The sequence below is a fragment of the Mesorhizobium sp. PAMC28654 genome (genome assembly GCF_020616515.1).
Taxonomy (GTDB): domain Bacteria; phylum Pseudomonadota; class Alphaproteobacteria; order Rhizobiales; family Rhizobiaceae; genus Mesorhizobium.
This window is the reverse complement of record NZ_CP085135.1, coordinates 2,769,946-2,792,063: the sequence shown is the minus strand read 5'-3', so window position 1 is coordinate 2,792,063 and position 22,118 is coordinate 2,769,946. Positions and strand designations below refer to the sequence as shown.

Sequence of the window (22,118 nt, the reverse complement as noted above, 5' to 3'; positions counted from 1 at the left end):
CCGCCTGCGTCACCGGTCGGATACTCTACGAGTGCGGCCTATCACCCGACGTTGGAATGCAAGAGTTTCGGGGGCGACGCGCGTCGCCTCTCTCCCGTTGTTTGTCTGTTTCACTTCGCCTTCGCAACCTCGGCGCTGGCGGCAAAGCTCGGCCAGTATTTTGAAACAGCCAGGATGGCTCCAGCCGTCGAGAAGTGGCCATAGTCGAAATAGAGGAACTGACCGGTGTCGGCATCGGCATAGGAGCAGCCTTTTGCGTCGCACAGTGATGTCAGCGGATCGATGAAGGTGGCCCCTTTGGTGAAGGGTTGCACCTTTTCATTGATCCTGGGATCCATGGCCATGGGCCATTCCGAATTGCCGGCATGCGCCCGCTTGGCGAAGAACGCGATTTTCTGGACGTCGGCGATGAATTCCGGTGATTGGCCGATGACATACACGCGCACGCCCAAACCGTGGAGCGTGGCGATCGTTTGCTGAAGCCCGCCGAACCCTCGGGTCTCGTAGTCGGTCCAGCGACCGCTCAGTATGACCGACTGGATTCCGGCATCTCGAATGACGGTCAGGGCCCGCTTGTTGAAACGGCTGCAGCTGGGGCGTGCGTAGGAAAAATACGAGAGGTCCGGCGGGCAGCCGGCGTAGGTGTATTGGACAACGTTGGCCTGGATCTTGTCGATGTTGGCTTCGAGCCCCGAAACGTAGTGCGCGGCAAACGAATCCCCCCACAGCATGACGGTGGTGGCAAAGCCGTGTGTGCGCGTGCAATCCCCGAGGTTCCAGGTTTCTATCGGGCTCGAGCCCTCGTTGAAACAGACGCCGTTGCGCCAGTCGCCGACTTGGACCTTCTGCGTTGAGAAGTCCGGAAACCGGTGCGGAAACCCGTTGGCGAGCGCGCCGGCGAGGCCACAGGCACACAGCACTGCAATCGCCGCGCTTGAAAAGGCGAAGATCGGCAACGGTGCTGTAAACGGCCGTTTCTGCCGGAAAGGTTGCTCGACGAATTTCCAGGAGAATGTCGCGAGGGCAAGGCTGCCGATCATCATGGCGATGACCGTCGGCACGCCGATGTTCTGAAGCGAGAGATAATGGACAAACGAGTTGATCGGCCAGTGAACGAGATACAGCGAGTATGAGATCAGGCCGATCCAGACGAACGGGCTGAACCGGAGAATTCGCGTGGCGATCGTCGCCGGCCTGTCAGCGGTCGGTGGAGTCTGGCCGACATAGATCAGCAGGGCCGTACCGATGCAGGGAAACAAGGCGTTGTAGCCCGGAAACGGATCGTTCTCCGAGATCGTCAGGAACCCGTAGGCAATCAGGCCGAAGCCGGCCAGTCCCAGAAGCTCCATCGAGAGCCGGTTTCCAATGGCGGGCGGGCGTCTCAGCATGAGCACCGCGCCCAGCATGAGTTCCCACATGCGTGTCGGCAAGAGGTAGAAGCCGGCTGTCGGCGCCAATGAGGTCGCCATGATTGCCAGCGCGAAGCTGCCGATGATGATCGGCACGAGCACGAGCAGCCAGCGCTTGCCCAGATAGCGGTAGATCAGGAACATCAGGATCGGGGCGAAGATGTAATACTGCTCCTCCACGGAGAGCGACCATGTGTGCAGCAGCGGTCGCAGTTCGGCATCGATCGAGAAGTAGTTGGTCGTTTTCCAGAAATAGATATTCGACCAGAAGGTGGACGCCGCGATGACGCTCAGGCTGAATTCGTGCAGGTCCGACGGCAGCAGGATGAACCAGGCCGCGATGCAACTGAGGAGAATGACGAAGACCAGGGCCGGCAGGATACGCCGCGCCCGGCGCCAGTAGAACCGTGCGATCGAGAACTGACCGCGATCGAGGTCATCCAGCAGGCTGCCAGTGATCAGGTAACCGGATATGACGAAGAAAATGTCGACGCCGGTGAAGCCGCCGGGAATGGCGGAAACTCCGAAGTGAAAGAGCACGACCGGAAGCACCGCAACCGCCCTCAGGCCATCGATGTCACGCCTGTAGTTCATTCCAATCGTCCATCCGCTATGTTTGAGGGCATTTGCGCGGCAATCCCGGCGGAAGCGCCTGTGCTGCGGCGGCGAAACTGCATAAGCCCTCAATCTCCGGGCCATACGAATGAAGCTGGCTGGTTGATCTCAACAGGCTGCCCACGATGACCTAAGTTTGCTGCACTGCAACATGAGTGTCAAGGCTGAGGGACGCCGATTGGAAACGCAGGTCGGCGCGCTGCCTTCCTGGCGGCCTTGTCCCGGCCTGAAACCGCAAACTCGCGGGCATGGCTTGAAGCCGGGGAACCAAGTGCGTATTTCTGCACCCGTGTTCCGAATCCGGGACACCCGAATCTGGAGAGACAGCCCTTGTCCGCATTGACGCGCTTTCTCGGCGACTCGCCGTTCAGGGTGGTCCTGAAGCTGCTTGTGGTGTCGTTCCTCGTCGGCCTTGTCATGAACGCGTTCGGTTGGTCGCCGATGGATGTGGTCAATGGCATCCAGAAGTTCGTCATCGACCTCTGGAATCTTGGCTTCAACGCCGTCTATCGCTTCCTCGGCTATATCCTGCTTGGTGCCGCGATCGTCATCCCGGCCTTCATCCTGCTCAGGGTCGCTAACTACCGGAAGTAGAGCATGATCCCGAAAAGTGGGAACCGGTTTTCGGACAAGATCATGCCTGAACAGGATTATCGGGCGTAGCTGGCTGCCACCTCGAAGAGGATGGCATGGCGCACGGCGAGCGCGGGCACGTCCGTGGAATAGCCCCCGCCGATGACACCGCAGACGGGAATGCCCTGCGCGCGAAAGTGGCGGATCACCGATTCGTCGCGGGCGCGCAAGCCGTCATTCGTGAGGGACAGCCGGCCAAGCCGGTCGTCGGCATGGACGTCGACCCCAGCATTGTAGAAGACGATGTCCCAACGAGCCATGTCTGACAGGTAAGGCAGAATGCCGATGAGCCGCTCGATATAGGCGGCATCGCCGGTGCCGTCGGGGAGTGCAATGTCGAGGTCGGAATCGATCTTGCGTACCGGATAGTTGCGGTCGCCATGCATGGAAAAGGTGAACACGCGCGGATTGTCCCGCAGGATGTCGGCCGTGCCGTCGCCCTGATGCACGTCGAGATCGACGACCAGGATGTTGGCGGCCGCGCCTTCAGCGAGCAGCACCAGCGAGGCGACGGCAACATCGTTGAAGGTGCAGAAGCCCGCACCTTGTGCATGCCGCGCGTGGTGACTGCCGCCGGCGGTGTTGCAGGCGATGCCGTGTTGCAGCGCCAGCCGCGATGCCAGGATCGTTCCGCTGGTGGCGAGCTGCGCTCTGAGCGAAACGCGCGGGCTTACCGGAAAGCCGATCTCGCGCTCGATTTTCGCCGGCACTTCGCAGGCAAGCACCTGCTCGACATAGTCAGCGGCATGGGCAAGCTTCAGCCATGATGCCGGCGCGGGCTCAGGCGTGTTGAGTGCGTCGGGCTGTGCCAGGCCGCGTTGGCTCAAGGCTTCCATCAGCAATGGGTATTTGCTCATCGGAAAACGATGATTGACGGCGAAACCGGCGTCATAGTCGGGATGATGAACGATTTGCAGGGGCATGGGGGTGTCCGGCGGGCTCGCGCCAGGCGAGGAATTCTATTGGCCGTTACGCGAAGAGTAATTGCGCAGCGGACAGAAAGTGGGGCACATCGGGCGCTCGATCAAGCCGCAATCAGCAAGGCAGCAATCCTTGGACAAGGGTGCATCCCCAGCCGACGCCAGATCTTTTGTCGTCACCAATCGCTCCGTGCTTGCCATTGCCGTGCCGATGACGCTTGCCTATCTGACGACACCGCTGCTTGGCCTTGTCGGCACTGCCGTCGTCGGTCAGTTCGGCGATGCGGCTCTTCTGGGCGGCCTCGCGGCAGGCGCGCTGATCTTCGATGTCGTCTTCACCTCCTTCAATTTCCTGCGTTCCGGCACCACCGGCCTTGTCGCCCAGGCTTTCGGGCGCGGTGATGCGCTGGAGGAGCAGGCGGTGTTCTGGCGCGCGGTGCTGATCGCGGTCGTCGCCGGCATCGTGCTTGCGGCGCTTTCGCCTCTGGTCGCCCAGGGCGGCCAGTGGTTCATGGATGCCGGGCCGCGCGTCAGCGAGGCGATGGGCGTCTACATCCGCATCAGGCTGCTTGCGGCACCCTTCTCGCTGATCAACTACGCCATCCTCGGTTATGTGCTGGGGCGCGGCGAGGGCGGGCTCGGGCTGATGCTGCAACTGGTGCTGAACAGCATCAACATCGCGCTGTGCTTCCTGCTCGGCCTGAAGCTTGGCTGGGGTGTCGCGGGCGTCGCCTGGGCAACCGTCACTGGCGAATTCCTCGCCATGCTGCTTGGGCTGGCCATCGTCGTCAGGCGCTTCCGGGCAGCACCCCGATTGCCCCGCCATCGCCTGCTCGACATGTCAGCCTTCCTGCGCATGCTGTCACTCAATCGCGACATCATGATCCGCTCGTTCTCGCTGCTTGCTGCTTTCGCCCTGTTCACGCGCCAGGGCGCGCAGTTCGGTACGGTGACTTTGGCCGCCAACGCAGTGCTGATGAACTTCTTCCTTGTCGCCGGCTATTTCCTTGATGGTTTCGCCACCGCGGCCGAACAATTGGCGGGCCGTGCCGTCGGCGCGCGCGCCGAGCAGCCTTTCCGGCGGGCGGTACGGCTGACCCTGTTCTGGGGTTTCGGGCTGGCTGGAGCCGCGACCCTGGTGCTGCTGCTGGGCGGCGCTGATCTGGTTGCGGTCGTCACGACCTCGCAAGACGTCCGCGCCGTCGCCGATATCTACATGCCCTGGGCGGCATTTACCGCGCTGAGCGGCGTGCTGGCGTTCCAGATGGATGGGGTCTTCATCGGTGCGACCTGGTCACGTGACATGCGCAACATGATGCTGCTGTCGTTCCTGGTGTTCGTGGCCGCGCTGCTGACGCTGGCGCCCGCCTTCGGCAATAACGGCCTGTGGGCGGCGTTGCACATCTTCCTGCTGGCGCGCGGCTTCAGCCTGCTTGCCATTTTACGGCTACGGGTACGTACGGCATTCTAGCACTTTAAAGCGGCTTGGACGCCCATTTGTCGAGGCTGGCATCGCGCAATTCCCGCAGCGACTTGAGCGGCTGCTTGTCCGCGAAGCCAGCCATTCCGGCGACAATGCGACCCGGCAGCGCCGGTCCGGCATAGATCATGCTGGTGTAGAGCTGGACGAGATCGGCGCCGGCGCGGATTTTTTCCAGCGCCGTCTCGGTGGAATCGACGCCGCCGACGCCGATGATGGCACGCTCCGGGCCAAGCAGCTTCCGCATCCTTGCGAGCACGATCGTCGAGCGTTCGAAGAGCGGCTTTCCTGAAAGCCCGCCGGTCTCGCGCGCAACATCGCCGCTGCGCAGCGATGGCCGCGCAATGGTTGTGTTGGAGACGATGACGCCGTCGATCCGCTTTTCAGTGACCTCGGCGGCAATATCTTCCAGTTCCGCCTCGACCAGGTCCGGCGCGATCTTGAGGAAGATCGGTGGCTGCGTCGACGCAGCCGCGCGCGCGGCCATGACACGCGACAGGAGTTCGTCAAGCTGCTCGCGCGCCTGCATGTTGCGCAGGCCCGGCGTGTTGGGCGAAGAGATGTTGACCGTCAGGTAGGTGGCATATTGCGCGAACCTGGCGACGCCGCGTTCATAGTCGCCGATGCGATCAGTGCTGTCCTTGTTGGCGCCGATGTTGACGCCAACGATGCCGCTACGCCCCTTGCGGGCAGCGAGACGCTTTTCAGCGGCCGCATGGCCTTCATTGTTGAAGCCCAGGCGGTTGATCACCGCCTCATCCGCCGTCAGCCGGAAAATGCGCGGCTTCGGGTTGCCGGCCTGCGGCAGTGGCGTGATAGTGCCTACCTCGGCGAAGCCGAAGCCAAGGCCAAGCAGGGCGTCGGGCACTTCGGCGTTCTTGTCGTAGCCGGCGGCCATGCCGAGCGGATTGGGAAAATCGATGCCGCAGACCGTCATCTTCAGTCGGGCATCGCGCACTGTCCGCGCGCCGACCGGCAGGCCGCATCGCAACGCTGCGATCGACATGCCATGCGCGGTTTCCGGATCGAATGTGAACAGCAGTTTCTGGCCGAGCCGGTCGAGCACGCTCATCTGGCCTCCAGCGCCGGAAACTGGTGGGCGCCGTCGGCGCCCAGCGGCAATGGTCGGACCCACAGCACGGTCTTGACGTCGAGCGGACCATAGAGATGCGGGAACAAGGCACCGCCGCGCGAGACCTCGTATTTCAGCGGATCGCCAAGGCTGGCGCCGTCAATGGCAACCAATAGCAGACCGGTCTGACCGGTGAAGTGCTTTGCCGCTGTTTCCTTGACCTGCTCCGCTGTGGAGAAATGGATGAATCCATCCGCCACGTCGATCGGTGCGCCGGTAAAGCGGCCATTTGCTTCCGCATCACGCCACAGTGCTTCGGGAGTTATCTTGTAAATAATCTGAGACATGGCTGCGCTATAGTCCGAACCAGCCACGCGGGGAAGGCCGCGCCAGGGGTCTTCCCCATTTCCGGCGCAAAGATGTGGTAGGTTACTCCTACTGGCTCATGGAGGACACTATGCGTCTGCAGCACGTCTTGATCCCCGCCGCTCTTGTCTCACTTGTCGCGGCATCAGCGTATTCTGAGGAAACCGATCGCTACCGTCTCGAAAAATCGACCAACGGTTATGTGCGCATGGATACGCAGACCGGTGCGATGTCGATCTGCGAGGAGCACTCCGGCCAGTTGGTATGCAAAGTGGCGGCGGACGAACGTGCTGCCTACCAGGACGAGATCGACCGTCTCCAGACGTCGATGAAGGCGATGGACGAGCGCGTCACCAAGCTTGAGAATTCGCTGTCCGCCCGTCTGGAATCGAACCTGCCCAGCGAGGAGGATTTCAACAAGACGATGAGCTACATGGAGCGTTTCGTGCGCGGCTTCATGGGGATCGTCAAGGATATGAACAAGGATAGTGGCGGCGACGGCGCCAAGCTCAATTCGCAAAAGACTTGAATGACAAGCGCCTGGGGAAAACCCGCGAAGCTGTCTTTGCCGCTTGAAAACAGGATGCATCGCCGCATAATCCGACTGGTCCCGTAAAAACATAAAATCATCAGGGGATTCGGGGAGGAGCATTTGCCGTCGGGCTACACTTTCGTCATCGCCGACGACCATCCGCTGTTTCGCGGCGCGCTGAGGGAGGCGCTTGCCGGCATCGGCAATGTTGCCGCCATCCACGAGGCCGGCGATTTCGAAAGCGCCAAGGCTCTGGTCGTCGCCAATGAGGATGTCGATCTGGTGCTGCTCGACCTGTCCATGCCGGGAGCAAGCGGCCTGTCCGGCCTGATCTCGCTGCGCGGCATCCACCCGGCTGTGCCGATGGTGGTGGTGTCGGCGCATGATGATCCGGTGACGATCCGGCGCGCGCTCGATCTAGGCGCCTCCGGATTCATCTCCAAATCGGCCAGCATGGAAGAGATTCGCAACGCCGTGCAGTCGGTTTGGCCGGCGATATCGCCGCGCCCATCGGCATCGATCTCGGCGTGGAGCGCGATCCCGAGATTTCCGATCTGATCAAGCGGCTGCAGGCACTGACGCCGCAGCAGACCCGTGTGCTCGGCATGCTGGCGGAAGGCCTGCTCAACAAGCAGATCGCCTATGAGCTCGGCGTCTCCGAGGCGACCATCAAGGCGCATGTCTCCGCCATCCTGCAGAAGCTCGGTGTCGACAGCCGCACCCAGGCGGTGATCCAGCTGGCCAAGATCGGCGGCGACCCGCTACAGCCAGTGAACTGAGCTCCCAGGACTATCATCGCTGGCCCGACACTCCTGGAGGGTGATCGGTGCGCCATCGATGTTTTTCACACTGTTGGCGCGGTTTCGTTCAGATGGTCGAAGACTGTCGTGGACACGACGACGGATGAAATCCGGCGCCCATGTGGTCGAAGCAGCGCTTCGAATTTGCCCATCGTGGCAACGTCATGCCGGTCTGTGCTTGCGGGATTTCTAATATAAGAGCAAACTTAAAGGCGTTTGAGGGAAAACCGGCTCATCAGCAAATTGGGAGGAAACCATGAATACCATGAGCCTCACAACGCTTGAACGTGGCAAGACGAAAGTCAATGCCGCAGCCTTGGAAGCGCTTGCGGCGCAGTTGCGCGGCACACTGCTTCAGGAGGGCGATACAGCTTACGACGACGCACGCACCGTCTGGAATGCCACCATTGATCGGCGGCCTGGGCTGATCGTGCGCTGCTCCGGCGCTTCCGACGTGATCAACGCCGTGAATTTTGCAAGGGAAAACAGGCTTCTCGTCGCGGTGCGCGGCGGCGGCCACAACATTGCCGGCAGCGCCGTCTGCGATGGCGGCATGATGATCGATCTGTCGCCGATGAAGTCGGTGCGGGTCGACGTGGAGGCACAGCGCGCATGGGTCGGGCCCGGCGCGACACTTGCCGATGTCGACAAGGAAACGCAGGCCTTCGGTCTGGCGGTGCCAACCGGCATCAACTCGACCACCGGCATATCAGGATTGACGCTGGGCGGCGGCTTCGGCTGGATCACCCGGAAATTCGGCCTGACCATCGACAATCTTGTCTCCGCCGATGTGGTCACCGCCGACGGCAAATTGCTGCGCGCCAGCCAGACCGAAAATCCCGATCTGTTCTGGGCGCTGCGCGGCGGCGGCGGCAATTTCGGCATCGTCACCGCGTTCGAGTTCAAACTCCACCAGATGGGCCCGCAGGTTCTGTCGGGGCTGGTCGTCCATCCCTTCGCCGACGCCGAGAAGGTGCTGTGGGAATATCGCAAGGCGCTCGAAGCCGCGCCTGACGAACTGACCTGTTGGGTCGTCATGCGGCAGGCGCCACCGCTGCCGTTCCTGCCGACCGAATGGCATGGCAAGGAGGTGCTGGTGCTGGCCATGTGCTATTGCGGCGACATCCAGGCGGGGGAAAAGGCGACGCAGAAGCTTCGCGCCATCGGCACGCCGATTGCCGACGTCGTTGGCCCCAACCCGTTCACCGGCTGGCAGCAGGCCTTCGACCCGCTGCTTGCGCCGGGCGCTCGCAACTACTGGAAGAGCCATGATCTCACCGAGTTTTCAGACAATGCGGCTGCGGCCATCACGGCGGCAATAGCCAAGCTTCCCGGCCCCGAATGCGAGATATTCATCGGCCATGTCGGTGGCGCGGCGGGTCGCATCAAGGCGGATGCGACGGCTGTTTCCACAGCGCAACTCGCATTTCGTCATGAACGTTCACGCCCGCTGGCGCGAACCGGCAATGGACAAAGCATGCATCGACTGGGCTCGCGGCCTTTATGAAGCGGTCAAGCCTTATGCCGCCGGCACGGTTTACGTGAACTTCATGCCTGAAGACGAGGCCGGCCGGGTTGAAGCCGCCTATGGCGGCAACTATCGGCGGCTAGTGGAAATCAAGCAGCGCTACGACCCGCTGAATCTGTTCCGCATGAACCAGAATCTGCGGCCGAAGGAGGGCCAGCGCGCCGCTTGAGGCGTGCAACCCGTGCGGGTGCCTTCGATATCAATTGCCCGCACGGGATATTGGCGCTCGGCGCGTCCTCTCGCTGTGTTTGCCCAACGAGAGGCGATGACGGTCAACCGAAAGCAACGGTACGACGACCGGCGTCATGCGATGGCCGGACGCGCCTGCCGGTGCGCCGATACAGCCATCCACAGGCCGAGCGTCGCGGCGAGGCCGCCGATGAGGAACACCACGGAATAGCCCGAGGAATCCGCGAGCAGCCCGACCACGGGCGCCGTCGCGCCATAGGCCAGATCCTGGAAGGCGGCGAAGCCGCCCACCGCGGTGCCACGCAGATGCGGCGGCACTCGCTTGACGACCTCGGAGCCCATGGCCGGGAACACCATCGAGCAGCCAAGCCCGGTCAGCAGGGCACCGGTCAACGCCAGCCATGGTCCAGGCGCCAGCCACAACAGATATTGGCCGCAGGCCTCCACGATCAGCGAGGCGATGGCGACGGGTGTTCCGCCGATACGGTCCGGCAGATTGCCACAAAACAGCCGGACCAGCACGAAGCCGACGCCGAAGAAGGTCAGGCCGAGCCCGGCATGCGGCCAACCGCGACTGAGGAAATAAAGGGAAAAGAAAGCGCCAAGGGCCGCGAAGCCCACGCCTTGCAGCCCGACGGCGGCGCCCGGGCGCCAGATGCGGCCGACGATGCGCCAGAAGGATTCGCGTTGGCCGGCATGAGGCGCCACGGCCGGAAGCCGATGAATGGCGATCAGCCCCAGCAATGGCAATGCCGTGCAGACGCCCATCAATCCGGCAAAACCCAGCCGGTCGAGCACCATCAGGCCCAGCGGCCCGCCGGCGGCAAAGGCGCCATACATGCCCATCCCGACCAGCGAGATTACCCTGCCAGACCGGCCATGGCCCATCAGGCCGATGGCCCAGTTGATCATTCCCACCATGCCCAGGCTTTCGCCCAGCCCGAGCACCAGCCGGCCGACAATCAGCAAGGCATAGCTGCCTTCGACCGGCAGTCCGGGCCAATTCGCCAGCAGGCAGGTCAGTCCTGCCACCGCATAGAGGATCAAGCCGCGCTGCATGCAGACCTTGCCGCCGAGCCGGTCGGCCAATGCGCCGGCATGGGCACGCGTCAGGATCGTCGACAGAAAGGCGATGCCGACGGCAAGTCCGCCCAGCGCGTTGCTGAGACCCAGCCCCTGGACGACATGGATTGGCACCGCCGGAAGCGACATCGCAACGGTGAGATAGGAAAGGAACAGCGCCGCCGTCAGGGCAACGACGCGGCGATAGGCAAGGTCGGGTCGATCGGTTTCAGACATGGTCATGCACTCCGCGTGTGGGCCGTCGTTCGACGGGATGCGCTGTGCGCAGCCAACAGGGCCGGACGCGGCATCGCGCGCCAGAAGGACAAGAGTGGATTGATCATGAACGTCACCTGCGCATGGGGACCTCGACTGGTGTGCGAGGCCCGGAGATCGCGTTGGTTGACGTAAACGCTTACGGCCGCCCTTGGGGCGACATGGGTATTTGAGCAACTGGCTCCAGTCGGGCAGCGCCAGCCTCAGCCGAGACGTACGGACAGTTCGACATCCTCGCCGAAGGGCGTGGACATGTAGCCGGATGCCGGCGAGCGCACGCGCTCCAGATATTCAGGAGAGAAATCGGCGTTGTCGGCGATGACCAACGCGCCTGGCCGCAGGCGGCTTTCGACGAGGCTCAGGATCTCCGGATAGAGCGCCTTGGCGCCGTCGAGGAGCAGCAGGTCGATTGTCTCTGGCAGGTCGTCGCTCAATGTCCGCAGCGCGTCTCCCTCTCGGATTTCCACAAGGTCGATGAGGCCGCCCTCCGTCAGGTTGGCCTTGGCCCGCATTACCTTGGACGGCTCGAACTCGGTGGTGATCAGGTGGCCGCCGCCATTGTCCCGCAATGCCGCGGCAAGATAGAGCGTCGAAATACCGAACGAGGTGCCGAACTCGATGATGATGCGCGCGCCGCTGCTTCGCGCCAGCATGTAGAGCAACGTGCCGGTCTCCGGTGAAACCGCGAGCCAGAGATCCTTCAGCTGTCCGTAGACTTCGATATACTCGGTCTTGCTCCGCAGCAGGCGTGCACGCTCATCGTGCGAGAGTGCGGCCATTGCCGGACTGGTCGCGGTGCTCGCCTCTTTGAACAGGCGAGCGAGCAGAGGTGCGAGCGGGGCGTTGGTGAGCGTCGTCATGAAGGCTCCTGTCGAAAATGACTGCGTTCTTGTGTCGCCATCAAAATACGAATAATCCTTCAGGTTTCCAATTCGCATTGCGGAAGCGCGCCGTGGCCGAACGCCCAAACCATTCAATTTCTTCACGAAAACAGCCAAAACAAGCCCGCGCCACGGAGCTTGTCGCCGCGATTTTGGAGGCCGCTGTTCAGGTTTTGGAGAGCGAAGGCGCGCGGCGTTTCACCACCACGCGCGTGGCTGAAAAAGCCGGCGTCAGTGTCGGCTCGCTCTATCAGTATTTCCCGAACAAGGCCGCGCTCCTGTTCAGGCTCCAGAGCGATGAATGGCGGCAGACGGGCGGCCTGCTGCGCAACATCCTTGAGGATACCAGGCAGCCACCGCTCGAACGGCTGCGTTCGTTGGTCCATGCCTTCATCCTCTCGGAATGCGATGAGGCTGCCGTGCGTGGGGCGCTCAATGACGCGGCACCCCTCTATCGCGATGCACCCGAGGCGCATGAGGCCAGGGCCTCGGGAAAGCGAACCGTCCAGACCTTCCTGCGGGAGGCATTGCCTGAGGCTCCGGAAGCTGTCCGTGCCTTGGCCGGCGAGCTGATCATGATGACGCTCAGCGCGGTGGGAAGGGATTTTTCGGGAAGCCCCCGAACACCTGCGGAGATCGAAAGCCACGCCGACGCGATGGCCGACATGTTCTGCGCCTATCTTGGAAGCCTCGGGCACCGGGGTTGAGGCAGCCGGCTATGGCCGGCGAACTGTTGGGTTCCCTTGACGTCACTCCGCCGCCGGCGCCAGCGGCCTGATGCGCGCCATCATCGAACGCAGCGCCGCGGGTTTCAGCGGCTTGTTGATCACCGGTACGTCGAGCCTTTCGGCGGCGGTGCGCACTTCGTTCGAACGGTCGGCGGTGACCAGCACGGCCGGGATGTCCTCGCCATGGACCGCGCGCAGCTTTCGGATGACGCCGAGGCCGGTTTCGCCATCGAGATGATAATCGGCAAGGATGATGTCAGGGCGATGCATCGCCGGTCCGTTCAGGTCGTGCGAGCCGGAAGTGGTTTCGACGATGCAGCCCCACCCTTCGAGCAACAGCCTCATGCCGTCGAGGATGCGGGCGTCATTGTCGATGCAGAGAACATGCAGCCCGGCAAGCGAAGTGGTGGTGCGAGCAGGGGCCTTGGCTTCGATCTCGCGGCGCGGCTCCTGCACGGCCGCGACCGGCAGGATGACCGAGAAACGCGTGCCCTTGCCCGGATTTGAAAAGATCCGGATTTCAAGGCGCAGCACCCGGGCGAGGCGGTCGACGATCGAGAGGCCGAGGCCAAGGCCCTCGGCCTCGCGCGCGCCTTCGTCGAGCCGGGTGAATTCGCGAAAGACTGTGTTCAGCTTGTCGCCGGCGATGCCGATACCGGTGTCGATCACCTGGATCTCGGCCATCTCGCCACGCCGCCGCACACCCACCAGAACCCGGCCGTGGCGCGTGTACTTGATGGCGTTGGAGACGAGATTCTGGATCAGGCGGCGCAGCAGGTTGCGGTCCGTGATGACGCTGAGCGACGACGTCATGATCGTCAGCTCGAGTTTCTTCTCGGCGGCAAGCGGCCGGAAGTCGTTTCCGATCTGTCTGAGCAGTCCATCCAGGCTGAAAGTGGTGTCATCAGGCTTCATCGCGCCGGCGTCGAGCCGGGAAATGTCGAGCACCGCGCCAAGGATGGTCTCCACCGACTCCAGTGACGATTCGATGTTGACCGCGGCCTTTCCGGCGGCTCCCTTGCCGGCCTTCTCGATCAGCGACGAGCAATAGAGCCGGGCGGCGTTCAAGGGTTGCAGGATGTCGTGGCCGGCGGCGGCGAGGAAGCGCGTCTTGCCCAGATTGGCCTCCTCGGCCAGCATCTGCGCCTGCGCCAGTTCCTCATTGACGCGGGTGAGTTCGATGGTGCGGTTCTTGACGCGCTGCTCCAGCGATTCATTCGCGCGTTTCAGCGCCAGATCCTGTTCGACGCGCCCGGAAATATCGGCATAGGTGGCGACGATGCCGCCGTCCGGCATCGGGTTGGAGCGCAGCTCCAGGGTGCGGCCGCTGGTCTTCAGCTCCATCTGCCAGGGACTGACGAAGCTGGTCAGCCGGTTCAGCATCGCCACCCGCTGGTCCGCTGGAATGTCGCCGCGCTCGGCAAGGTGATAAAGGATGCGGTCGAGCGAGACGCCGACCTGGCCCATCTCGTCGGGCAGGTCGAACAGCGCACGATACTGGCGGTTCCAGCAGATCAGGCGGAAATCCCGGTCGAAAACGGTGATGCCCTGTTCCATCTGGTCGAGCGCGATCTGCAGCAGGTCGCGATTGTGCTGCAGCGCCTCGGTGGCGTCATCGAGCAGGCGGAAAGCATCCTTGGACTCGCGATCATTGCGACGCAACAACAGCTCCAGGATCAGCCGTGCCGAGGAGGAGCCGACCGCGCTGGCCAGCAATTGCTCGGAGAAGCGGATCACGTCCATGCTCGCCTGCTCCTTGCCGTGCAGCGACGTGCCACCGCTCTTTTCGAAAGACTGAAAGGAGCGTTCGGTGCGTTCGACGCCGAGATAGCGCGAGATGGTGTCCTTGAGGTCGTTGACGGTGATGGCGGTGCGGAAGCGGCGCAGGCTTGGCATCGGACCGGCCTCGCGTGGCACGAAGATGGATGCCTGTATGCGTTCCAGCGGCACCGAGGCGCGGGAAAGCGAACCCAGGACGAAGAACAGCATGTTGATCGACAGGCTCCACAGCACGCCGTGGTTCAGCGGCTCCGCGATAGTGCCGAACAGTGCCTGCGGCCGCAAGGCATCGAAGCCGAACAGGCCATGGATGATGATGTCGGCATCGGGCGCGGCGAACGAAGGCAGGAGCAGCGTGTAGCCCCAGACGAGGATGCCGGCGACCATGCCCAGCGCCGCGCCCCTGCCGTTGGCGCCGCGCCAGATCAAGCCGCCGATCAGGGCCGGAGCGAACTGGGCGATGGCCGCGAAGGACATCAGGCCGATCGACGAGAGCCGCGCACTGTTGGTGCTCTCGCGGTAGTAGAGGAAGGCGACGAACAGCATGATGAAGATGGATGCCCGCCTCACATTGAGGATCAGCGTCGACCAGTCCTCGTTCTCGGAGGTCGTGGTCTTCAGCAGGCGGCGCACGAACAGCGGGATGACGAGGTCGTTGGAGATCATGATCGACAGCGCGACGCTCTCGACGATCACCATGGCGGTCGCCGCCGACAGGCCACCGATGAAGGCTGCCATGGCCAGAAAATCATGGCCGTTGAACAAGGGCAGCGACAGCACATAGAGGTCGCTGCTGGTCTTGGTGCCGACCAGCGCCAGGCCGGCGAACGCGATCGGCAGCACGAACAGGTTGATCGCCACGAGATAGAGCGGAAACACCCAGGTCGCGGTGCGCAGTTCGGCTTCGCTGCGGTTCTCGACGATGGTGACGTAGAACTGGCGCGGCAGCATGATGATGGCGAAGCCGCTGATGCCCGTCAGCACCAGCCAGGTTGCAAGCGACGTCGAGTAGCCCATCGCCTGGCGGACCTGTGTATTTTCCGCGAGTTTGGCGAACATGTCGGCTGGGCCGCCGAAGATCAGGAAAGTGACCATCAGGCCGATGGCCAGGAAGGCGGCCAGCTTGACCACGGTCTCGACCGCTACCGCCAGCACCAGCCCGTCCTGGTGCTCGGTGGCGTCGGCGTGGCGAGTGCCGAACAGCACGGCAAACAGCGCAAGCAGCATGGCGACGACCAGCGATATGTCGCTGACGAACGGGTCGAAGGACGGGGGCGAGCCGGTGTAATGTTCGACCATCAGGCTGACCGAGCCGGAGATTGCCTTTAACTGTAGCGCGATGTAGGGCACCGCACCGATGGTGGCGATCAGTGTGGCGATCGCGGCCACGCTGAAGCTCTTGCCGTAGCGCGCGCCGAGGAAGTCGGCGACCGACGTGATCTTCTCCGATTTTGCCAGCCGCACGAGGCGGTTGAGCAGCGGAAAGCCGAACACGAAGACCAGCACCGGGCCGGTATAGATGCCCAGGAATTCGAGCCCGCGCTCGGAGGAAAGTCCAACCGAACCAAAGAAGGTCCAGGAGGTGCAGTAGATGGCGAGGCTGAGCGCGTAGATGAAGGGCCTGGCCCGGCCTGGCCCCGATATGGCCGAGCGCCGGTCGCCCAGGCTGGCGATGACGAAGAGCAACGTCACATAGGCAATCGCGATGATGACGATGAACCAGCCCTGCACGCCGCTAGATACTCCCTTCGCCGAATTCTGTCCGGTCTGCCCCAGACGCAATCACAGCTTGCGGATCAAGTCCATCGCGGCTTTGTGAGCAGGACCACCGAAGCATCGAGCTGTGTCGACGACGAGAAACCGGTTATTTTCCGCTTTTTACCCATTTTGCAACCGCAGGTTTTTGCTATGCTCCATGCGGGCCGGCGCCGAACGAAGGGGTGGAGCGGTCGCGGCTTGTCATGACAGGAGGGTCATATGCTGAAAGAATTCCAGGAATTCATTTCCAAGGGCAATGTGATGGACTTGGCCGTCGCCGTCATCATCGGCGCCGCCTTCGGCACGATCGTCACTTCGCTGGTCAACGACATCATCATGCCCTTCATCGGTGCACTCGGCGGCGTCGACTTTTCCAACTACTTCATTGGGCTGTCGCACAACGTGACTGCCACCAACCTGATTGACGCGCGCAAACAAGGCGCCGTTTTTGCCTACGGCAATTTCATCACCGTGGCGCTGAACTTCGTCATTCTCGCCTTCATCATCTTCCTGATGGTCAAGGCGGTGAACAATCTGCGTAAGCGGCTTGAGCGCGAGAAGCCTGCTGCCCCGGCTGCTCCGCCACCAGCTGATGTCGCTCTGCTCACCGAAATTCGCGATCTCCTCGCCAGGAGATAACAGCACGGTATTGCTGGACCAAAACCCCGGTCGTTCGCGGCCGGGGTTTTCTGTTTTCGCATCTGGTAAAGAGCGGCAGCCCTGAGAAAAGACGGATCTGTATATGAGCCTGATCGAGACCTTGCGCGTTGAAGCCCGGGCCGCGCCCGAAAGCGGCATTGTCGCCGTCGTCAACCATGGGCGCCTGCGCGAAGGCCTGATCCCGCTCTGGGCCGGCGAGGGCGATCTGCCGACGCCCGCCTTCATCAGCGACGCCGCCGCCCGGGGACTGGCTGGCGGTGAGACGTTCTACACCTGGCAGAAGGGTATTCCCGATCTCAGGCAGGCGCTTGCCCGCTACTACGCCAGGCATTTCGGCAAGACTTTCCCGGAGGAGGAATTCATCGTCACGGGATCCGGGATGCATGCGATCCAGTTGGCGCTCGACGCGCTCGCCGGCGCCGGCGACGAGGTTGTCTATCTGTCACCGGCGTGGCCGAATTTCGAGGCTGCCGCGGCGATAGCGGGGGCCGTGCCGGTCCCTGTCACGCTCGACCAATCCGGCAATGGCTGGTCCTGCGACGTCGAGAAGATCGCGGCGGCAATCACGCCGCGTACAAAGGCGCTGTTCATCAACACGCCGTCCAATCCGACCGGCTGGACCGCCGACCGCGAGACTTTACAGGCGATCCTCGATCTTGCCCGCGCGAAAAACCTCTGGATCGTCGCCGACGAGATCTATTCGCTGTTCCACTACGGCCACGGTCGCGCGCCGTCCTTCCTCGACATCGCGTCACCGGAAGACCGCATCCTGTTCGTCAACAGTTTTTCCAAGAACTGGGCGATGACCGGCTGGCGTGTCGGCTGGATCAAGACGCATCCCGCCTTGCAGCAGGTGTTCGAGAACCTGATCCAGTATTCGAACTCCGGCGTTGCCCAGTTCATGCAGCGGGGCGCGGTCGCGGCCCTCGACGAGGGCGATGTCTTCATTGCCGAACAGGTGGAGCGGGCGAGGGCGGCCCGCGATCTGGTCTGCGATATCCTGGGCGCAACAGGCCGGGCAAGGTTCGCGGTGCCGCAAGGCGCGTTCTATCTGTTCTTTACGGTGGACGGCATCACCGATTCGCGCACCGCCGCCTTCGATATCGTCGACAATGCCAATGTCGGTCTTGCGCCGGGCACCGCCTTCGGCCCCGGTGGCGAAGCCTCCCTCAGGCTGTGCTTCCACCGCCGTCTCGATCAGATCGAGGAAGCGGCGCACCGACTGGCGAAATGGATGAAGACTGCTTAGCTACGCAGCCGACGAAGCCCAAATTGAAAATCGCTCCGACGAGTCAGTTGGCGTGGATTTCGAGAACCGGATCGCAGCGGACATTTAGGTCCGTGGGCATGCGCCAAATTTAGAGTTGCTACGGCGTCCTTTGCGCGTCCATACGGACGCGCGGCGCTGTAGCAAGCGCAGAAACCCGCGTCAGATGGCCGTCGGAGTAGAGTTTCAAACGGGCTTCAGCCGCCCGACTTGGGCACCAGCAATGGAATGATGCGGTCGCTCTTGGCGACCGAGGGCCTGCCGGCGGAGCCGTAGGGTATGCCCAGCGCATCCCAGGTCTCGACCAGCGCATCCTGCAGCGAGGCGATCAATTCATCCGAGTGGAACGGCGTCGGCGTGATGCGCAGCCGTTCCGTGCCGCGCGGTACGGTCGGATAATTGATCGGCTGGATGTAGATGCCGTGCACGCCAAGCAGGCGGTCGCTGGCCATCTTGCAGAGTTCCGGGTCACCGACGAGCAGCGGTACGATGTGGGTCGGCGATTCCATCACCGGCAGGCCGGCGGCGGCGAGAATCTGCTTGGTTAGCGTCGCCTGCCGCTGTTGGGCGTCACGCTCGGCCTGCGAACGCTTCAGATGGCGGATGGAGGCAGTGGTGGCGGCTGCGAGGGCCGGCGGCAGCGCGGTGGTGAAGATGAAGCCAGGCGCATAGGAGCGCACGGCATCGATGACAGCACTGTTGCCCGTGATGTAGCCGCCCAGCGTTCCGAACGCCTTGGCCAGCGTGCCCTGGATGACGTCGATACGGTCGGCCAGGCCCTCGCGCTCGGTGATGCCGCCGCCGCGCGGTCCGTACATGCCCACCGCATGGACTTCATCGATGTAAGTCATGGCGTTGTGGCGCTCGGCGAGTTCGACGATCTGCTTGATGGGAGCAATATCGCCATCCATCGAATAGACGCTCTCGAAGACGATCAGCTTGGCCCGCTCGCGACCGGCCGCCTGCAGCAGGCTTTCAAGATGCGCGATGTCGTTGTGGCGGAAGATCTTCTTCTCGGCACCGGAGCGCCGCACGCCTTCGATCATCGAGGCATGGTTCAGTTCGTCCGAGATGATCAGGCAATTGGGTAGCAGCCGCGCGATGGTCGAGATCGATGCTTCGTTGGAGACGAAGCCCGAGGTGAAGACCAGTGCGGCCTCCTTCTCGTGCAGGTCGGCCAGCTCCAGTTCGAGCTCGACCAGCGGGTTGCTGGTGCCGGAAATGTTGCGGGTGCCGCCCGCGCCCGAGCCCATTTTGCCCGCAGCATTCTGGAATGCCGCGATGACGTCGGGATGCTGGCCCATGCCGAGATAGTCGTTCGAGCACCAGACGGTGATTTCCTCGGCACGGCCATTGGCGCGCCATATGGCGCGCGGAAACTTCCCTGCGATGCGTTCCAGGTCGGCGAAGACGCGGTAGCGACGCTCGGCGTGGAGCTGATCGATCGCTTCTTCGAAGAACCGCTGATAGTTCATGTTGGTTTCCCAATTTTTGCGCGGGATCATAGTCATTGGCCTATTCGGCGTCCACCGGGCCTTTTTGGTCAAAATGCCACGCCCCAAGCCTGTTCCTAACGACGCCGGATCGTGGCCTATTCCCTTGATGTGGATCAACTTTGTTTCAGAACGATGCCACACGCCGGCAAGACTGGTTACCGTGGACTGTAATGGTTCCGTCACGGGCTTTCCATATGGCTGTCGATGAGACAGTTTCCTGTAAATCTTGATCTGCGAGGACGCGAATGACGGTTTTGGTCACGGGCGGCGCCGGCTATATCGGCAGCCACATGGTCTGGGAGTTGCTGGATGCGGGCGAGAGGGTTGTCGTGCTCGACCGTCTCTCGACCGGTTTCGAATGGGCGGTGGCGCCCGAGGCGAAACTGGTCGTTGGCGATGTCGCCGACAAGGAATTGGTTGGCGGGGTCATCAGGGACAACAAAGTCGACGCGATTATTCATTTCGCCGGCTCGATCGTGGTTCCCGAATCGGTCGCGGACCCTCTCGGCTACTACGAGAACAACACCTGCAAGACGCGCACGCTGATCGAAACGGCGGTGCGCGAAGGCGTGCCCAACTTCATCTTCTCCTCGACCGCCGCCGTCTATGGCGGCGCTGGGCTGGAGCCGGTGCGCGAGGATGCCCGCCTGGCGCCGGAATCGCCCTATGGCCTGTCCAAATTGATGAGCGAATGGATGTTGCGCGACGCGGCGATCGCGCACGGGCTGCGCTATACGGCGCTGCGCTATTTCAATGTCGCCGGCGCCGATCCCAAGGGCCGCACCGGTCAGTCGACGCCAGGCGCCACGCATCTTATCAAGGTCGCCTGCGAGACCGCGCTCGGCAAGCGTCCCTTCATGCAGGTGTTCGGCACCGATTATGAAACGCCGGACGGCACCTGCATGCGCGACTACATTCATGTCAGCGATCTGGCAGCGGCGCATAGGCTGGCGCTGCAGCGGCTGCGTGCCGGCGGCACGAGCCTCGTCGCCAATTGCGGCTACAGCCATGGCTATTCGGTGCTCGAGGTCATCGACAGCGTGCGGCGCGCTTTCGGTCGTGATTTTGAGGTCAAGATGGGCGATCGGCGTCCAGGAGACGCTGCCGCAGTGGTTGCCAATTCGGACCTCGCTCGCGCGGAGTTCGGCTGGACCCCGCAGCGCGACGATCTCGACCAGATCGTGGCCGATGCGCTGGCCTGGGAGCGCATGCTGACCAGCAAGAACTCGGCGCGGCGTTGACCTGACCATCTCTTGGGCCAAGGGCTCGTCCCATGCGTGGGGACGCGCTATTGAGGGTTCTGGGGCGGCGCCTGGAGGCGCGCCACCCGGTTTGATCCTTTGAGGTGGGGCGAATGAAGATTGTGGTGCTCGGAGCGGGCGTCGTCGGTACGGCGGCCGCCTATTATCTCGCGGCTGATGGCCACGAAGTGACTGTCATCGAGCGCCACCCGATGGCGGCGCGCGGCACCAGCCAGTCGAACGCCGGTCTGGTCTCGCCGGGAGACGCCACCGCCTGGGCCTCGCCCACCGCGCTGAAGTCATTCCTGCGCGGGCTCTACAATCACGATCTGGGCATCAAGGTACGGCTGCGCTTCGATCCCTATTTCTTCGCATGGAGCCTGCGTTTCCTGCGCCAGTGCACCTTTGCGCGCATGCGCGCCAATACCGACATCAAGCTGCGCCTGGCGCTGTATTCCCGCGACTGCATCAACGCCATCTCGGCCGACACCGGCATTCACTACGACGAACGCAGCAAGGGCATTCTCTATTTCTTCCGCTCGCAGCAGAGCCTGGATACCGGCACGGACAATTATCGCTATCTCGGCCAGCATGGCCTGCCGATCGAGATCGTCGACCGCAATCGCCTTGTCGAGCTTGAACCGGGCCTCGCGGGTGCCAAGGACAAGATCGCCGGCGGCGTCTATTCGCCGATCGACCAGACCGGCGATTCCAGCCAGTTCACACGCAATCTCGCTGCCTACGCCGCCGAAAAACTCGGCGTCCGGTTTCTCTACGGCACGACGGTCGAAGGCCTCGACATAGAGGGCGACCGGGTGCGGGCTGTGATCACCTCGGCCGGGCCGATCGCAGGCGACGCGGTGGTGATCTCGATGGGGCCGGAGAGCGGCCTGCTCGGCCGCCGCTATGGCGTCGACCTGCCTGTCTATCCGGTGAAAGGCTACACCGCGACCATTCCGCTGGAAGACGAGAGCAAGGGACCGACCATGGGTGGGGCGGATGAAGACCAGCTGATCGCCTATTCGCGGCTGGGCAACCGGTTGCGGCTTGCCTCGACCGCCGAATTCACCGGCTTCGACCGCACCCACAAGCCATCCGATTTCGCCCCCATGTTCCGGACCGGCAAGGATCTTTTCCCGGGCGCCTTCGACGAGAGGAAGGCCGAGCTTTGGGCGGGCCTGAGGCCGATGATGCCTGGCTCGGTTCCGGTCATCGGGCAGGCACGCTACCGAAATCTCTACCTCGACACCGGCCACGGCCATGTCGGCTGGACCATGGCCTGCGGTTCGGGAAAATTCCTCGCCGACCTCGTTGCCGGCCGCAAGCCGGAAATCGACCCGCAAGGATTGACCTACGCGGGTTAGAGCATGATCCCGAAAAGTGAAATCCGGTTTTCTCGGACAAACGGTTCCCGTTTGTCCAGAGA

16 protein-coding genes and 2 pseudogenes are annotated in these 22,118 nt (G+C 62.8%); 10 read left to right on the top strand and 8 right to left on the bottom strand.

Features of this window, described 5'->3' with window-relative positions; all coding sequences use genetic code 11:
- Positions 1 to 110: 110 nt before the first annotated feature.
- On the bottom strand, positions 111 to 2,003 hold the full coding sequence (locus LGH82_RS13855) for an acyltransferase family protein (RefSeq protein ID WP_227348998.1): 1,893 nt from the start codon (positions 2,001 to 2,003) through the stop codon (positions 111 to 113).
- 351 nt (positions 2,004 to 2,354) lie between these two features.
- On the opposite strand from LGH82_RS13855, the gene LGH82_RS13850 reads away from it, so the two are divergent.
- Positions 2,355 to 2,618 carry a DUF6460 domain-containing protein gene (locus LGH82_RS13850; RefSeq protein WP_227348997.1) on the top strand — a complete coding sequence of 88 codons (264 nt, stop codon included), beginning with the start codon at positions 2,355 to 2,357 and terminating at the stop codon, positions 2,616 to 2,618.
- Between the two features lie 56 nt (positions 2,619 to 2,674).
- Here LGH82_RS13850 and LGH82_RS13845 read toward each other — a convergent pair whose 3' ends face one another.
- On the bottom strand, positions 2,675 to 3,580 hold the full coding sequence (locus LGH82_RS13845) for a histone deacetylase (protein WP_227348996.1): 906 nt from the start codon (positions 3,578 to 3,580) through the stop codon (positions 2,675 to 2,677).
- Between the two features lie 130 nt (positions 3,581 to 3,710).
- Between LGH82_RS13845 and LGH82_RS13840 the strand changes: the two genes are divergently transcribed.
- Entirely contained in the window at positions 3,711 to 5,048 is a 1,338-nt protein-coding gene (locus LGH82_RS13840) for an MATE family efflux transporter (protein WP_227348995.1), read from the top strand.
- 4 nt (positions 5,049 to 5,052) lie between these two features.
- Here LGH82_RS13840 and LGH82_RS13835 read toward each other — a convergent pair whose 3' ends face one another.
- Together LGH82_RS13835 and LGH82_RS13830 are read right to left on the bottom strand one after the other, a co-directional pair.
- Entirely contained in the window at positions 5,053 to 6,129 is a 1,077-nt protein-coding gene (locus tag LGH82_RS13835) for a quinone-dependent dihydroorotate dehydrogenase (RefSeq protein WP_227348994.1), read from the bottom strand.
- Positions 6,126 to 6,476 (bottom strand): DUF952 domain-containing protein, encoded by a 351-nt coding sequence (locus tag LGH82_RS13830; RefSeq protein WP_227348993.1) that lies wholly within the window; start codon positions 6,474 to 6,476, stop codon positions 6,126 to 6,128. Before LGH82_RS13830 ends, LGH82_RS13835 begins: the two co-directional genes overlap by 4 nt.
- A gap of 110 nt (positions 6,477 to 6,586) precedes the next feature.
- Between LGH82_RS13830 and LGH82_RS13825 the strand changes: the two genes are divergently transcribed.
- The 3 genes and pseudogenes from LGH82_RS13825 (at position 6,587) to LGH82_RS13815 (ending at position 9,524) form a co-directional block, all read left to right on the top strand.
- A complete protein-coding gene (locus LGH82_RS13825; protein WP_227348991.1) occupies positions 6,587 to 7,024 on the top strand; it encodes a hypothetical protein in 438 nt (145 codons plus the stop codon).
- 123 nt (positions 7,025 to 7,147) lie between these two features.
- Positions 7,148 to 7,806, top strand: a pseudogene (locus LGH82_RS13820) (response regulator transcription factor).
- Between the two features lie 277 nt (positions 7,807 to 8,083).
- Positions 8,084 to 9,524, top strand: a pseudogene (locus tag LGH82_RS13815) (FAD-binding oxidoreductase).
- 134 nt (positions 9,525 to 9,658) lie between these two features.
- Here the strand turns inward: LGH82_RS13815 and LGH82_RS13810 are convergent.
- Together LGH82_RS13810 and LGH82_RS13805 are read right to left on the bottom strand one after the other, a co-directional pair.
- Positions 9,659 to 10,843 carry an MFS transporter gene (locus LGH82_RS13810; RefSeq protein ID WP_227348990.1) on the bottom strand — a complete coding sequence of 395 codons (1,185 nt, stop codon included), beginning with the start codon at positions 10,841 to 10,843 and terminating at the stop codon, positions 9,659 to 9,661.
- A gap of 242 nt (positions 10,844 to 11,085) precedes the next feature.
- On the bottom strand, positions 11,086 to 11,742 hold the full coding sequence (locus LGH82_RS13805; protein ID WP_227348989.1) for an O-methyltransferase: 657 nt from the start codon (positions 11,740 to 11,742) through the stop codon (positions 11,086 to 11,088).
- A 92-nt stretch (positions 11,743 to 11,834) separates the two neighbouring features.
- Here LGH82_RS13805 and LGH82_RS13800 point away from each other — a divergent pair, with 92 nt between their 5' ends.
- On the top strand, positions 11,835 to 12,470 hold the full coding sequence (locus LGH82_RS13800; RefSeq protein ID WP_227349578.1) for a TetR family transcriptional regulator: 636 nt from the start codon (positions 11,835 to 11,837) through the stop codon (positions 12,468 to 12,470).
- A gap of 42 nt (positions 12,471 to 12,512) precedes the next feature.
- Here LGH82_RS13800 and LGH82_RS13795 read toward each other — a convergent pair whose 3' ends face one another.
- Positions 12,513 to 16,001: a PAS domain-containing hybrid sensor histidine kinase/response regulator gene (locus tag LGH82_RS13795; protein WP_227348988.1), complete on the bottom strand. Its 3,489-nt coding sequence runs from the start codon at positions 15,999 to 16,001 to the stop codon at positions 12,513 to 12,515.
- Between the two features lie 246 nt (positions 16,002 to 16,247).
- On the opposite strand from LGH82_RS13795, the gene mscL reads away from it, so the two are divergent.
- Together mscL and LGH82_RS13785 are read left to right on the top strand one after the other, a co-directional pair.
- Positions 16,248 to 16,667, top strand: a complete 420-nt coding sequence (gene mscL, locus LGH82_RS13790) for a large conductance mechanosensitive channel protein MscL (RefSeq protein ID WP_227348987.1) — start codon at positions 16,248 to 16,250, stop codon at positions 16,665 to 16,667.
- 103 nt (positions 16,668 to 16,770) lie between these two features.
- Positions 16,771 to 17,937, top strand: coding sequence for a pyridoxal phosphate-dependent aminotransferase (locus LGH82_RS13785; RefSeq protein ID WP_227348985.1), 1,167 nt, complete (start codon positions 16,771 to 16,773; stop codon positions 17,935 to 17,937).
- Between the two features lie 215 nt (positions 17,938 to 18,152).
- Here the strand turns inward: LGH82_RS13785 and hemA are convergent, their stop codons facing one another.
- Positions 18,153 to 19,430 (bottom strand): 5-aminolevulinate synthase, encoded by a 1,278-nt coding sequence (gene hemA, locus LGH82_RS13780; protein ID WP_227348984.1) that lies wholly within the window; start codon positions 19,428 to 19,430, stop codon positions 18,153 to 18,155.
- Between the two features lie 266 nt (positions 19,431 to 19,696).
- Between hemA and galE the strand changes: the two genes are divergently transcribed.
- Positions 19,697 to 20,692, top strand: coding sequence for a UDP-glucose 4-epimerase GalE (gene galE, locus LGH82_RS13775; protein ID WP_227348983.1), 996 nt, complete (start codon positions 19,697 to 19,699; stop codon positions 20,690 to 20,692).
- A 113-nt stretch (positions 20,693 to 20,805) separates the two neighbouring features.
- Positions 20,806 to 22,056 (top strand): D-amino acid dehydrogenase, encoded by a 1,251-nt coding sequence (locus tag LGH82_RS13770; protein WP_227348982.1) that lies wholly within the window; start codon positions 20,806 to 20,808, stop codon positions 22,054 to 22,056.
- Positions 22,057 to 22,118: the final 62 nt, after the last annotated feature.

Bases quoted from the DNA above. Each gene is read 5' to 3' on its own strand.
- hemA (WP_227348984.1), bottom strand. From the start codon at position 19,430: ATGAACTATCAGCGGTTCTTCGAAGAAGCGATCGATCAGCTCCACGCC.
- LGH82_RS13770 (WP_227348982.1), top strand. From the start codon at position 20,806: ATGAAGATTGTGGTGCTCGGAGCGGGCGTCGTCGGTACGGCGGCCGCC.
- LGH82_RS13855 (WP_227348998.1), bottom strand. From the start codon at position 2,003: ATGAACTACAGGCGTGACATCGATGGCCTGAGGGCGGTTGCGGTGCTT.
- LGH82_RS13845 (WP_227348996.1), bottom strand. From the start codon at position 3,580: ATGCCCCTGCAAATCGTTCATCATCCCGACTATGACGCCGGTTTCGCC.
- LGH82_RS13825 (WP_227348991.1), top strand. From the start codon at position 6,587: ATGCGTCTGCAGCACGTCTTGATCCCCGCCGCTCTTGTCTCACTTGTC.
- LGH82_RS13810 (WP_227348990.1), bottom strand. From the start codon at position 10,843: ATGTCTGAAACCGATCGACCCGACCTTGCCTATCGCCGCGTCGTTGCC.
- LGH82_RS13785 (WP_227348985.1), top strand. From the start codon at position 16,771: ATGAGCCTGATCGAGACCTTGCGCGTTGAAGCCCGGGCCGCGCCCGAA.
- galE (WP_227348983.1), top strand. From the start codon at position 19,697: ATGACGGTTTTGGTCACGGGCGGCGCCGGCTATATCGGCAGCCACATG.
- LGH82_RS13835 (WP_227348994.1), bottom strand. From the start codon at position 6,129: ATGAGCGTGCTCGACCGGCTCGGCCAGAAACTGCTGTTCACATTCGAT.
- LGH82_RS13805 (WP_227348989.1), bottom strand. From the start codon at position 11,742: ATGACGACGCTCACCAACGCCCCGCTCGCACCTCTGCTCGCTCGCCTG.
- mscL (WP_227348987.1), top strand. From the start codon at position 16,248: ATGCTGAAAGAATTCCAGGAATTCATTTCCAAGGGCAATGTGATGGAC.
- LGH82_RS13830 (WP_227348993.1), bottom strand. From the start codon at position 6,476: ATGTCTCAGATTATTTACAAGATAACTCCCGAAGCACTGTGGCGTGAT.